The organism is Nakamurella sp. PAMC28650, from assembly GCF_014303395.1.
In the GTDB taxonomy this organism is placed as follows: Bacteria; Actinomycetota; Actinomycetes; order Mycobacteriales; family Nakamurellaceae; genus Nakamurella.
Genome location: NZ_CP060298.1, coordinates 2,485,112 through 2,497,883, shown reverse-complemented (window position 1 = coordinate 2,497,883; position 12,772 = coordinate 2,485,112). Strand labels below are relative to the sequence as shown.

The following is a 12,772-nucleotide window of genomic DNA, read 5'->3' as shown; positions in this document are numbered from 1 at the left end:
TACCGGCGCAGTCCCCGACCCCCTCCCTTCCCGAGTCTTGCCGGCTGTCCCAGTCGACCCCGCCGACCGTGCCGGCCCCGCCGACCGAGCCGGCCCCGCCGACCGGCGGCACTGCGCGCCGGTGGATCCCCTACGCGACCAGCGCCGGGCTGACGGCGGTCGTGCTGACCCTGATGATGCGGCTGTGGCAGGCCGACCTGTCGGTGCCCTTCTGGTATTCCGGCGGAGCACTGGCGAACGCCGGATACTTCAAGAACGTCCTGACCACCGGTTGGTACGACTACCAACCCGATCTCGGGGTGCCCTTCGGTCAGCGGTACGCCTACCCGACCTCACCCGGAGATCTGCACGCCGTGGTGATCAAGCTGCTGGGACTCTTCACCCACGACTGGGCGGTCGCGTTCAACGTCTTCTTCCTGCTCGGGTTCCTGCTCGCCGCCGTGGCGGCCGTGCCGTTCTTCCGCGCCTGCGGCCTGAGCCCCGTCGTCGTCGTGGTGCTGTCCGTGCTGTTCGCGGTCGCCCCGTACCACTTCCTGCACAACGAGAGCCAGATCTTCCTGTCGGCCTACTCCACCGTGCCGCTGATCATGCTGCTGGTGGTGCGCGCGATGCGCGCCGAGCCGCTCTGGGGCCGCCGGCTTCATGTCCATCCGGTGCTCGCCGCACTGACGGGCCGGGGCGCAGGCACGGCCGCGATCCTGGCCCTGGTGGCCTATAGCGGCGGCGACTACCTGCTCTTCGCCGTACTGCTGCTGATCACCGGTGGGCTGGCCGGCTTCATCCGTTCGCGAACGGTCCGGCCGCTGGGCGGGACGTGCGTGGCGCTGGCGGTGCTGGCCGGTGCCTCGTTGCTGGCCGCCGCGCCCGCCCTGGCCCGTTCGTCGTGGGCCGGGGGGGCGCCGACGGGTCCGTCAACGCCCGGCTCCGAGACCTATGCGATGAAGTTCGCCGCGCTGGTGCTACCGCCGCCCGGCGAGCCGCTGCCCTTCCTGGCCTCCTTCCGGGCCGCCTACGACTCCGGGTACCCGCTACCGGGCGAGACCCCGGCGCTCGGGCTCGTGGCGGCGTTCGGGCTGCTGGTCATCATGGGGGTGGCGCTCACCGCGCTGACAGGTCGGTACCGGACGTCGGAGCCGTCGCCCGACCGGGTGCACCGGATCCGGCTGCTGAACGAGATGACCGTCCTGGGCCTGGTGATCTTCTGCCTCGGTGTACTCGGCGGTCCGGGCACGATCATCTCGCTGCTGGCCGGCGGTTTCAGCGGCTGGGGCCGGATCTCGATCGTGCTGGCGTTGCCGGCCCTGGCGGCCTCGGGACTGGTGCTGGAACGGGTGGCCGGACGGATCCGGGCGTCCTCGTCCACCGGCGGGCGCCCCACTGTCGGCCGATTCGCCCGTGGCGCGCTACCGGCCCTGGCCGTCCTGGTGCTGCTGATCGGTGCCGGCGACCAGTCGCTGACCGGGGCCGTGCCGGACTACCGGGCCAATGCCGCCGGCAGTGCGTCGGACCGGCAGTTCGTGCAGGGCATCGAACGCCGGGAGCCGGCCGGCTCGATGATCTTCCAGCTGCCATGGGTGCCGTTCACCCACTCCGGCGCGGCCGACGCCCCCGCCACCGGTGCCCAGTTGGCGCTCTGGCTGCAGTCCTCGCAGCTGCGATTCTCGGCCGGCGGAATCGCCGGCCCGGTGCAGACCGACTGGCCCACCCACCTGGTGCAGTCCGCCCCCACCACCCTGGTCCACTACCTGGCGGCCATCGGCTTCGTCGGCGTCACCATCGATCGCGCGAGCCTGCCGGACGGCGGTCGGCAGTGGACCGACGCCCTCGTCCCGCTGCTGGGGCAGCCGTTGCTGACCAGCCCCGACGGGCGTTACGTCTACCTGTCGCTCGGCCGCGCCATCGCGGCACTCGATGCCCGTACGACGGTGGCCCAGCGCGCCCGGATCGCAGAAGGCCTCACGAAGGTGGCCCCATGACCGCGACCATCGACACCACCACCGTTCCCCCCGCCGACACCGGCTCTGACGCCGACCTCGGTTCGGGGCCGCCATCGGCAACGGATCGCGGTGAGCGTTCCCCCGGGGCCTGGTTGTATCTCGCGAGCGCGGTGCTGGCCATGGTGGCCACCACGATCATGATGCGGCTGTGGCGGGCGACCTGGTCGGTCCCCTTCGTCTACAGCGGCGACGGCACGTCATCGGCCACGTACTTCAAGACGGTGCTGCAGACCGGTTGGTACGAGTCACAACCGGACCTGGGCGCGCCCTACGGGCAGCATCTGCACGACTTCCCGTTCTCCGACGAACTCCAGCCGATGATGATCAAGGTCTTCGGCCTGTTCAGCCACCAGTGGCCCATCGTCTTCAACGTCTACTACATCGCCGGGTTCCCGCTGGCCGCGGTGACGGCGGTGTACTTCCTCCGGCGCTGTGGACTGTCGGGGTGGCTGAGCGTGGCACTGGCGGTGCTGTTCGCCGTCGCCCCGTATCACCTCTGGCGCAGGGAATCCCAGTATTTTCTCAGCGAGTACTGGGCGGTTCCGCTCGGCCTCGTGGTGGTGCTGACGGTGCTGCGCGGCGAGCCGATCTGGGGTCTGCGCAGGCTGACCGGACGGGCGGCCGGGCTACCGAAGGTGGCAAGGGGGCTCTTCGGGGCGCTGACCGGACGCGGCGCCGCCACCTTCCTGTCCATCACCCTGGTCACCCTGGACGGCGCCTACTACGGGGTGTTCACCGCCATCCTGCTGGCCCCGGCCATCCTGCTGGCCCTGTTGCGCACCCGGAACCTACGACGATTCCTGGGCGGCGCGGTGGCAGGTGCGCTCCTGCTGACCGTCTTCGTCGGGGCGATGCTGCCGGACATCATCTACGAGCACATCCACGGCTCGGATGCCGCCGCCTTCATCCGGCAACCGGCCCAGGCCGAGACCTACGCCCTGAAGTTCATGTCGTTGATCCTGCCGGCAGCGCGTCACCCCTGGCCGCCGTTCGCCCATCTGCGGAGCCTGTACGACTCGCAGTACCAGCTGAGCGGGGAACAGGCCTCGCTCGGCCTGGTGGGTACCGCCGGCTTCCTGATGCTCACCGGAACCGTCTTCGCCGTTCTGCTGCGTCGTCCACGACCGGAGATCACCGACCCGGTCCGGCTGCGACGGCGGCAGACGTTCCGCTATCTGTCCGCGCTGACCTGCCTGGCCTTCCTGGCCGGCACCATCGGTGGTCTCGGGACGCTGATCTCCTTCCTGACGGCGAGCATCCGCGGCTGGAACCGGATGTCGATCCTGATCACGCTCCTCTCGCTGGCCGGTCTGGGCGTGGCCGTCGAGTCCGGTCTCGACGCCGCACGACGCCGACGGGGAGCCAGGGCCGGGTCGGGGCCGAAGCGGTGGGCCGCCCGCCGGGGCACGCCCCTGGCGGCCCTGCTGATCCTGGTGCTCGGGGTGGCGGACCAGTCATCCGGGTGGGCCACCCCGAACTACGGCGACCGCACCTACGCCAGTGACGATGCGTTCGTCACAACGCTGGAGTCGCGGGTCCCGGCCGGGTCGATGATCTACCAGACGCCCTACCTCGCCTTTCCCGAGGGCGGCGCGCTCAACCACGGAATCGATACCGACCAGCTCAAACTGTTCCTGCATTCGACGACCCTGCGGTGGTCGGGGGGCGGCATCAAGGGACGACCGCAGACCCTCTGGCCGAAGACCGTCTCGGCCGAACCCGCGGCGCAGATGACGGAGAACCTGGCCATCGTGGGTTTCGCCGGGATCGTGGTCGATCGCAATCTGACGAAGGACCACGGGGTGGTGCTGGAAGCGCGCCTGGTGCCCTACACCGGCGAGGCGGAGCTGGTCAGCAGCACCGGCCGGTGGGCCTATTTCTCCCTGGACCGATCCCTGGCGGAAGTCCGGCGCGCCCTGACGCCGGCCGAGCGCGCGAGCCTCGCGGCGATCATCGTGCGCGCGGCAGGCTGACCAGACCCGGGCTGATCAGAACCCTGGGCGCGGCGGGGCGGCGGTCCCCTTCGTCGGGCCGTCCGGTTCCTCAAATCGCCAGGTCGTCAGGTCGTCAGGTCGTGTGATCAGGGACCTGCGCCTGGTGGTTGAACTCGTTGTAGATGAACAACTTTCCGCACCACCGCGGGAAGGGGAACGAATACTGCCGGGTGGTCCGCAGGCCGAGTTCGGTGGACAGTCTGCGCAGGGCCTGGAAGTCCGTGAAGACCAGGTGGGTGGGATCCGACGCGTAGCCACGCTCCTGCGGGGTGATCAGCACGACCCGGCCTCCGGGCCGCACCATCGGCAGGTAGCTCCGGATGACCGAGACGGCCTCGTCGTACGGCAGGTGCTCGATCAGGTGGGCGGCCAGGATCGCATCGAAACCACCGGGGCGGGAGAGCGTCGGATCGGCGAAGAACTCCTCCGAGGTGTAGGCCTCGAGGCCCAGTTCGCGGGTGGTCCGCACCAGATGCGGATTGTGGTCGACGCCCACCGAGCCCTCGGCGAGGGCGCCCAGATTGCGGCCGTTCCCGCACCCCACGTCCAGGGTCCGCCCGAGGCGGTAGCGGCGCAGGTTGGCCCGGTACGGCGCCTGCACGTTCAACCACTTCTTCCAACGCTTGCTCTGCAGCTTGTTCAGCCGCTCCGCGTAGGCCTCACCGGCCGTGGACGGTGCACGGTGGGCCGGTGACGCGGGGCCGGAAGAATCGCCCATGGGATCGGCGGGGGGATGGTCGGGGTCGGACATGGACCGAATTTTGCCAGACGTTCAGCGTCCCATCCGACGGCGCAACCAGACGTACGCCGCCCGTCGCTTGGCGGCCATCAGGGTGGCCCGCGCGTCGCCGATCCAGATGTCCCCCCGGCTCAGCAGACCGGGATGTTCGGCGGCGATCAGTTTGTGGAAGGCCCTGGCGTGCCGGGACTGTTCCCCCGCGAGGGTGACGCTCCACTGCTGGGCACTGATCCGGAACCCGGCCAACGACTGCCGGACGGCGACCATCGACCCGGACATCAACACGCGCGAACAGGTCGCCTGATCGATCAGATAGGGCGATCGGGCGTCCCATCCTCCGCTGTCGGCCAGCACCTGTCGGCGGAACATCACACAGGCCGGCTCGCCGAAGACGTTCGTCCCGGCGCGCACCGTCCGGCGGATCGCCGTGACGCCCTCCACCAGCCCGTGCAGATGCTGCAGACCTCGGGAACGCACGACCGGCACCCCCGTCTCGTCCACCACGTCCCGACGGGAGGCGACCAGCACCGCCGAGGGATGCTGGTCGAAGGCCGCGACCTGTTCGGCGAGGCTGGTCGGATAGAGCAGGTCGTCGCCGCAGACGAGTTTGAGGAACTCGCCCCGACCCTGGTCGGTGACCGCCCGCCAATTGGCCGGGGCCCCTCCGCCGGACGCGATCCGCATCAGACGCACCCGCGGGTCGGCGGCCACGGCCTGCAACCTCTCCCAGGTGCCGTCCGTCGAGGAGTGGTCGGAGATGATCAACTCGAAATCCGAGTACGTCTGCGACAGGATCGAATGCACGGTGGCCTCGATGTGCGGTGCATTGTTGAACGCCGGTACCACCACCGACACCCGGGGAACGGCGCCGTACTGATTCATTCCGCCTCTCTTTCGGCGGTGGTGCGCCGGAACGAGAAACCCCGGTGCAGGAAGTAGCTCGAGATCACCCAGACCAGGGTGAAACCAATCTGCGACAGCAGCACCGGCCACCCGAGGACCGTCGTCAGGACGGGCAGCACCGCAAGGTTCACGGTGATCGGAATGGCGTTGACGAGGACGAACCGTCCCAGATCCCGCAGCACGTGACCGGTGACGCGGAAGACGAAGGTCCGATGCAGGACGAAGGCGACCGGAATGGCGATCAGCTGGGCACCGAGAACGGCGAGATCCCCACCCCAGAGCGAGGTGATCCGGCTGAACAGCACGAATGCGGCAAAGCTGAGCAGCGTGTTGAGCCCGCCGACCAGCACGAAGGCCAGCCGCTGATCGTGGACGAGGCGGAGCAACGGACCGGGAGCCTCGGTGGTGGCCGGCAGCTGGGGTCGACCGTCCGGCGCGCGCTCGTGCGGCGCGGTCAAGCCGATAGATCCGTATCGACCATGGCGGCGACGATGTCGGCGAACGAACGGGTGGGAGCCCAGCCCAGTTCGGTGCGGGCCCTGGTGGAATCACCCACCAGCTCGAAGGCGTCGACGGGTCGGACGAAGGCGGGATCGACCCGGACGTACCGCTCCCAGTCGTCGATGCCGGCCCGGCCGAAGGCCGCCGCGACGAACTCGGACACGGAGTGCGAGACACCGGTGGCGATCACGTAGTCCTGCGCCTTGCTGTGCCGGGCCGCCCGGACCATCGCGTCGACGTAGTCAGGGGCCCAGCCCCAGTCGCGCCGCGCGTCGAGATTGCCCAGGGCCAGTTCGTCGGCTTCCCCGCGTGCGATCAGGGCCGCGGTCCTGGTGATCTTGCGGGTGACGAAGGTGGGCGGCCGCCGGGGCGACTCGTGGTTGTAGAGGATCGCCGACACGGCGTGCAGACCACGACCGCGGTACACCCCGACCATGTGGTGGGCGTAGGCCTTGGCGCCGCCGTAGGGCGTCACGGGCGCAATGACCGTCGATTCGTCCTGCGGGCTGGTCGCCGGGTTGCCGAAGATCTCCGCGCTGGCCGCCTGCACGACCCGCACCACGCGGCCGCTGGACTCGGACAGCTCCCAGGCCGCCTGCAGCACCGCGGCCACGGCGAGGCCGGTCACCTCACCGGTGGCCACCGGCTCCACCCAGGACCTGGCCACCGACGACATCCCGGCGAGGTTGTAGATCTCGTCCGGGGCCACGTCCTTGATCAGGGCGGACAGGCCCGCGAAATCCGTCAGGTCGGTGACGTGCAGGTGGGCGTCGTCCAGTCGCGGACCCTGCGCGCCCGGTGCCGGGCGGTCCTGTTCCCGGACCAGTCCGTGCACCTCGTCGCCGCCGGCCAGCAACTGCTCCGCGAGATACCCGCCGTCCTGTCCCGAGACGCCGGTGATGAAAACGACTGCCATGAGCTTTCCGGCCCGACCGCTGCTACTTGCCCGACAGCGCGCGCTGCTCGGCCAGATCGTTGTCGACCATCATGTTGACCAGTTCCGGGAACGACACCTTCGGCGTCCAACCCAGACGGTTCTTCGCCTTGGACGCGTCCCCGATGAGCAGGTCGACCTCGGCCGGCCGGAAGAACTTCGGGTCGACGAACACGTACCGGGACCAGTCGTCGATGCCGACCCGCGTGAAGGCGATGTCCAGCAGCTCGCGGATCGAGTGGGTCTCGCCGGTGGAGATGACGTAGTCGTCGGCCTCGGCGGCCTGCAGCATGAGCCACATCGCCTCCACGTAGTCGCCGGCAAAACCCCAGTCGCGCTTGGCATCGAGGTTGCCGAGCGACAGCGTGTCCTGCAGGCCGAGGCTGATCCGGGCCACCGCCCTGGTGACCTTGCGGGTGACGAACTCACTGCCGCGACGGGGCGACTCGTGGTTGAACAGGATGCCGGAACTCGCGTGCATCCCGTAGGACTCGCGATAGTTGATCGTCATGTAGTGGCCGTAGACCTTGGCCACGCCGTACGGGGACCGCGGCCACAGCAGTGTCGATTCGCTCTGCGGGACGTGCTGGACCTTGCCGAACATCTCCGAGGACGACGCCTGGTAGAAGCGCACCTTGGACACGTCGTCACCGCAGTACAGGCGGGTGGCCTCGAGCATGTTCAGCACGCCCATCCCGGTGACATCACTGGTCAGGGCGGCGTTCTCCCACGAGTACGCGACGAACGAGATGGCCCCGAGGTTGTACACCTCGTCCGGCTTGGCCACGTTGTACGCGCGGATCAGGCTGGACAGGTCGGTGATGTCGCCGGTCAGCAGCACGACACCGGGCACCTCCTTCTCCACCAGCGCCCGCTTCGGGTTGTTCTGCCCCCGGATCAGGCCGAACACCTCGTAGCCCTTGGACAACAGGAGTTCGGCGAGGTAGAGACCGTCCTGTCCGGTGATTCCGGTGATCAGGGCGCGTGGCATAGTGCTCCTTCTTGAGCAGGGGGTCGGCAGATGATAGCCGATGGGGTGAGCCGCTTCCGGCCGTATCGGACCAGGTCAGCCGGAATGCGGTGGGGAGATCGCGAGGGCGCCGGCGGCCTGGGCGACCGCCATGACGTACTGGCCGTAGGGCGATTTCGACAGGGCCCGGCCGAGCTCGAGACAGGCGTCCGCGGTGATGAACCCGCGGTCGAGGGCGATCTCCTCCAGGCAGGAGATCCTGATGCCCTGCCGGTGCTCGAGCACCTGGACGAACTGCCCGGCCTCCAGCAGGGATTCGTGCGTCCCGGTGTCCAGCCATGCGAACCCGCGCCCGAGGTCGACGAGCCTGGCCCGCTGGGCCTTCACGTAGATGTTGTTGAGGTCGGTGATCTCCAGTTCGCCGCGGGCGCTGGGGGACAGCGTCCGTGCGTACCCGACCACGTCGTTGCTGTAGAGGTAGAGGCCGGTGACGGCCAGGTTGGACTTCGGTTTCGCGGGCTTCTCCTCGATCGAGACGAGCCTGCCGTCTGCGTCCTTCTCCCCCACGCCGTAACGCTCGGGATCACGGACCGGATAGCCGAAGAGCACACAGCCGTCGACGTCCTGGACCGCAGCGCGCAGGGTGGCCGAGAAGCCCTGGCCGTAGAAGATGTTGTCCCCCAGGACCAGTGCGACCGAGTCGGAACCGATGTGCTCCGCGCCGATGATGAACGCCTCGGCCAGACCGTTCGGGGACGGTTGCTGGGCATAGGACAGGGTCAGCCCCCATTCGCTGCCGTCACCGAGCAGCCGGTGGAAACCGGCGCTGTCCTCGGGTGTGGTGATGACGAGGATGTCCTTGATGCCGGCCAGCATCAGCACCGAGAGCGGGTAGTAGATCATCGGCTTGTCGTAGACCGGCAGCAGTTGCTTGGACACGGCCTTGGTCACCGGATGGAGCCTGGAACCGGCTCCGCCGGCCAGGACGATCCCCTTCATTGCCATCACTGCCTTCGTCATCCCTGAAATGTCCCGCGACCGTCCCGCGCGTGGTGACGGGGCACCCGGACACTACCGGAGCATCCATGCCGGGTCCTGCAACAGTGAATCCGCGACACCGGTGGCAACCTCCCCGTTCGGCCGGACCGGCGGGCCTAACCTGTCGTGTGACAGGTGGGACTGGATGTAACTCGACGGACGGATTCACATGAGCGGAGTCGAACGTGCCGACATCGTGCTCGCCGCGGCAGCAGCCCGTCATCCGGGCATCCTGGTACCGGGCCGCGCGACCTCGCCGATGGACGCCTGTCCCACGGTCGGCATCTGCGCGCAGTTGATCGCCGAGTGCGAGCCGGATCCGCACACCGAGCTGCTCGACCGGGAGATGCGTCAGGCCGCTGCCGGGATCACTCCCCGACCGGCGACCCGGCGACTCGCCTGACGGAGCGGTTGGGTCCGCCGCCCTCGCTGTGCCTTGCTGTCGCCGTGCCGTGCCGTGCCGTGCCGTGCCGTGCTACGCCTTGCGCTCCGGCAGCGCGGCACCGCCGGCGACCTTGGCCGAGCGTGCGGCCAGCGTCGCCCTGGCCGCCAGGCCGACGCGCAGCACCAGCCGCAGGGGGGCCTGCCACCACCGGGCGTAGCGGCTGGAGAGGTAGTGGTAGGCACTGTGGTGGTGCGCGAGCGCCATCTCCCGCGGGTGCTTGCCGGCCGAGTCCCCTCCGACGTGCACCACCACCGCCGACGGAGCGTAGATGTTCGGAAAGCCGTGACGTGCCAACCTGTCTCCGAGATCCACATCCTCGAAGTACATGAAGTACGACGGATCGAACCCGCCGACCGCCTCGAACGCCTCCCGCCGGAGGAGCAGACACGCGCCGGACAACCAGCCCGCCTCCCGCTCGACCGGTGCCGCCCGGTCGTCGCGGTAGGCGCGCGTCCACGGGTTCTTCGGGTACCACCAGCCGAGCAGCGCGTGTCCGATGCCGGAGCCGATCGAGGGCAGCCGCCGGGCGGAGGGGAACACGGTGCCGTCCTCGGTCAGGATCAACGGCCCGACGGCGCCGGCGGTCGGGTACCGCAGGGCCACCGCGACCAACTCGTCGATCGACCCCGGTCGCAGGACCACATCCGGATTGGTGAGCAGCACGAAGTCCACCTCCCCGCCGAGCTCGGCGATCCCGAGGTTGGCGGCGATGCCGTAGCCGACGTTGCCTCCGGTGCGCAGGAGCGTGACACCGTCGCGTTCGGCCGCGGCCTCGACACTCCCGTCGGTGGAACCGTTGTCGGCCAGGACCACCCGCACGTCGCGATCAGTGGCCAGGCCGATCGAATCCAGCAGGGACGGCAGTGTCGGGCCGGGCGAGAAGGTGACGGTGACGACTCCGACGCCGGTCACGAGCGGGCTCCGACGGCCAGTTCGTAGGCCTGCAGGTGCTGCCCGGCGCAGGCCGCCCAGGTGAACGACCCGGCCCGTGACTCCGCGGCGGCGCCCAGGTCGGCCCGACGCGCCGGGTCCGCGAGCAGATCCCTGAGAGCTGCGGAGATGTCGGCGGCCTCCGTACCGCAGTACGCGACGGCTTCACCGCCGACCTCCGGCAGGGCCAGCCGCCGGGTGGTCAGCACGGCGGCCCCACAGGCCATCGCCTCCAGAACAGGCAGGCCGAACCCCTCGCCCAGGCTCGGGTAGGCCACCAGTTCGGCGCCACCGAGGAGGGCCGGCATCAGCTCGATCGCCAGATGGCCGGTCCTGATCACCGTGACACCGGCGGGCAGTGCGGTGATCGCCGGCGCCACCCCGGTGTCCCAGCCGGGCGCGCCGGCCAGCACCAGCGCCGGGGCGTCCGGACGGCCGGTGACCGCAGCGGCGAATCCGGTGATCAGGGCGGGCACGTTCTTCCTGGGCTCCAGGGTGCCCAGGAACGCCACCCACGTCTGGTCGCCGAGGCCGAGCAGGCCGGCGAAGGAACGGACCTCCTCCGGTGTCGGGGGGCGGAAGAGCTCGAAGTCCACGCCGTGGTGGGCCACCGTCATCCGGCCGGATGCGGCGCCGGCGTACCGGACCAGCTCGTCGGCGGTGGCCCGACTGGGCACGATGCACCGGGCGGCACGACGGAGGGAGAGCCGCGTCCACGACCGGAAGAACCTGCCCTTGAAACCCAGGTGCAGTTCACGGTCGGAGAAGAAGGTGGCGTCGTGCAGGGTGACGACGGTGGGTTTCCCGGTCGCCAGCGGCATCGTGTAGTGCGGTGCGTGGATGACTTCGACACCGAGCCGGCCGGCCAGCCGCGGGAGGTACGTCTGCTCCCAGGCCAATCGCGCCGGCCTGGCCGCCACCGCCGGGCCGACGGGCACGATCCGGGAGTGCGGGGCCAACCCGGAGAAGACCGGCGCGTCGGCGAGTTGGCAGACCACCGTGAGCGGGACGCCGAGGACATCCAGGGCAGCCGCCAGGTTGTCGACGTAGCGCCCGACGCCACCGCGGTCCGCGGGGATGGCGGTGGCGTCGAGCAACACCCTCGGCATCCTCGCCAGCACGGCACCGACCTTTCCGATGAGCGGGCGCACAGCGTGGCGCCCGGGCCAGATCCTATGCGGACACGATGTGCCGCACCGACATCATGGCGATCAGCGCAGGGAGCGGTACAGGTCCCAGGTGCTGGCGGCCGTCGCGGACCAGGTGTAACCGGCCGCCCTGACCCGTCCGGACGCCTCCAGCCGCCCGGCCAGCAGCGGGTCACGCCACAGCGTCGCGATGGCGTCGGCCAACGCGGCCGCCGACCCCACCGGCACGGTGAGACCCGCCCCGCCGGCCACCTCGACCAGTGCCGCGGCGTCGGAATGGATCACCGGCACGCCGGCGGCCATCGCCTCGGCGACCGGCATCCCGAACCCCTCGACCCGCGACGGGACGACCATCGCGTCGGCCCCGGCCAGCACGGCTGCGAGGTCGTCGTCCCCGATCCGGCCGAGAACGTGCAGCGCATCACCCGGGACGCCCTCGGCGTGCGCGATGGCCTCCGGGGCGACACCGCCCCACCCGGTCTGGCCGACCACCGCCAGCGGTGGGGCGTCTGCGCCGAGCCGGCCGAGCGCCGCGAGCAGGACGTCCAGGCCCTTGCGCGGCTCCAGGGTGGCCAGACTCATGAGGTAGCGCGGCGGCAGACCCAGCGACGCCCGCCGTCGTGCGGCGTCAGCCGGCACCTCCAGCACGGTCGCGGCCATCGGGATGACGTGCACCCGGTCACCCAGGCTCACGAACCGGGAGAGTTCCTCCGCCGTGGCGGCGCTGGGCACGATGATCGCGTCCGCGGTGCGGGCCGCCGTCTCGATCGTCTTCCGGTGCCACGCCACCCCGCGGGGCGTCAGCGTCTCCGGATGCGTCCAGGGCACGGCGTCGTGGACGGTGACGACCAGCGGAGCCCGCCGCCGGCGCGGCGCCAGGGGGGTGGTCGCGTGCACGACGTCACCGCCGGGCCACGGTGGGGCGCCGCGCTCCCAGGCCGCGGTCAGACCGCGGTGGCCCAGCCACAGACGGTGCGGCCCCACGACTCCGGGCGCCCGCGCCGGTCCGACGTCCCGGTGCCAGGCGGTGATCGAACGCACCGACCATCCCGGCGGGGCCAGCGGAACCAACGCCTCCGCCAACTGCCGGGCGTACCGCCCCGTCCCGCCCGGAACGGGGGCGAGGCTCTGCTCGAGGATGACGCTGACGACACCCACCCGTCAGCCCCGACC

At 70.2% G+C, this 12,772-nt stretch carries 12 protein-coding genes; 3 read left to right on the top strand and 9 right to left on the bottom strand.

What is annotated here, in order from left to right; translation table 11 throughout:
- Nucleotides 1-68: 68 nt before the first annotated feature.
- Entirely contained in the window at nt 69-1,976 is a 1,908-nt protein-coding gene (locus H7F38_RS11355) for a hypothetical protein (RefSeq protein ID WP_187094147.1), read from the top strand.
- The gene (locus H7F38_RS11350; protein WP_187094146.1) at nt 1,973-3,970 is read left to right on the top strand and encodes a hypothetical protein; all 1,998 of its coding nucleotides are present in this window, start codon (nt 1,973-1,975) and stop codon (nt 3,968-3,970) included. The genes H7F38_RS11355 and H7F38_RS11350 overlap by 4 nt, the downstream gene beginning before the upstream one ends.
- A gap of 94 nt (nt 3,971-4,064) precedes the next feature.
- Here the strand turns inward: H7F38_RS11350 and H7F38_RS11345 are convergent, their stop codons facing one another.
- The 6 genes from H7F38_RS11345 to rfbA all read right to left on the bottom strand — a co-directional run bounded on the left by H7F38_RS11345 (nt 4,065) and on the right by rfbA (nt 9,037).
- Nucleotides 4,065-4,742 (bottom strand): bifunctional 2-polyprenyl-6-hydroxyphenol methylase/3-demethylubiquinol 3-O-methyltransferase UbiG, encoded by a 678-nt coding sequence (locus tag H7F38_RS11345; protein WP_222618598.1) that lies wholly within the window; start codon nt 4,740-4,742, stop codon nt 4,065-4,067.
- A 21-nt stretch (nt 4,743-4,763) separates the two neighbouring features.
- The gene (locus H7F38_RS11340) at nt 4,764-5,612 is read right to left on the bottom strand and encodes a glycosyltransferase family 2 protein (RefSeq protein ID WP_187094145.1); all 849 of its coding nucleotides are present in this window, start codon (nt 5,610-5,612) and stop codon (nt 4,764-4,766) included.
- On the bottom strand, nt 5,609-6,091 hold the full coding sequence (locus tag H7F38_RS11335; RefSeq protein WP_187094144.1) for a GtrA family protein: 483 nt from the start codon (nt 6,089-6,091) through the stop codon (nt 5,609-5,611). The genes H7F38_RS11340 and H7F38_RS11335 overlap by 4 nt, the downstream gene beginning before the upstream one ends.
- Nucleotides 6,088-7,050 (bottom strand): GDP-mannose 4,6-dehydratase, encoded by a 963-nt coding sequence (locus tag H7F38_RS11330; RefSeq protein ID WP_187094143.1) that lies wholly within the window; start codon nt 7,048-7,050, stop codon nt 6,088-6,090. Before H7F38_RS11330 ends, H7F38_RS11335 begins: the two co-directional genes overlap by 4 nt.
- 22 nt (nt 7,051-7,072) lie before the next feature.
- The gene (gene gmd, locus H7F38_RS11325; RefSeq protein ID WP_187094142.1) at nt 7,073-8,059 is read right to left on the bottom strand and encodes a GDP-mannose 4,6-dehydratase; all 987 of its coding nucleotides are present in this window, start codon (nt 8,057-8,059) and stop codon (nt 7,073-7,075) included.
- A 75-nt stretch (nt 8,060-8,134) separates the two neighbouring features.
- Nucleotides 8,135-9,037, bottom strand: coding sequence for a glucose-1-phosphate thymidylyltransferase RfbA (rfbA, locus tag H7F38_RS11320; protein WP_187094634.1), 903 nt, complete (start codon nt 9,035-9,037; stop codon nt 8,135-8,137).
- A 208-nt stretch (nt 9,038-9,245) separates the two neighbouring features.
- On the opposite strand from rfbA, the gene H7F38_RS11315 reads away from it, so the two are divergent.
- The gene (locus H7F38_RS11315) at nt 9,246-9,479 is read left to right on the top strand and encodes a hypothetical protein (protein ID WP_187094141.1); all 234 of its coding nucleotides are present in this window, start codon (nt 9,246-9,248) and stop codon (nt 9,477-9,479) included.
- A gap of 72 nt (nt 9,480-9,551) precedes the next feature.
- Here H7F38_RS11315 and H7F38_RS11310 read toward each other — a convergent pair whose 3' ends face one another.
- The 3 genes from H7F38_RS11310 to H7F38_RS11300 form a co-directional block, all read right to left on the bottom strand.
- A complete protein-coding gene (locus H7F38_RS11310; RefSeq protein WP_255498340.1) occupies nt 9,552-10,433 on the bottom strand; it encodes a glycosyltransferase family 2 protein in 882 nt (293 codons plus the stop codon).
- Nucleotides 10,430-11,560 (bottom strand): glycosyltransferase family 1 protein, encoded by a 1,131-nt coding sequence (locus tag H7F38_RS11305; RefSeq protein WP_187094632.1) that lies wholly within the window; start codon nt 11,558-11,560, stop codon nt 10,430-10,432. The genes H7F38_RS11310 and H7F38_RS11305 overlap by 4 nt, the downstream gene beginning before the upstream one ends.
- A gap of 102 nt (nt 11,561-11,662) precedes the next feature.
- Nucleotides 11,663-12,757, bottom strand: a complete 1,095-nt coding sequence (locus tag H7F38_RS11300) for a glycosyltransferase family 1 protein (RefSeq protein WP_187094140.1) — start codon at nt 12,755-12,757, stop codon at nt 11,663-11,665.
- Nucleotides 12,758-12,772: the final 15 nt, after the last annotated feature.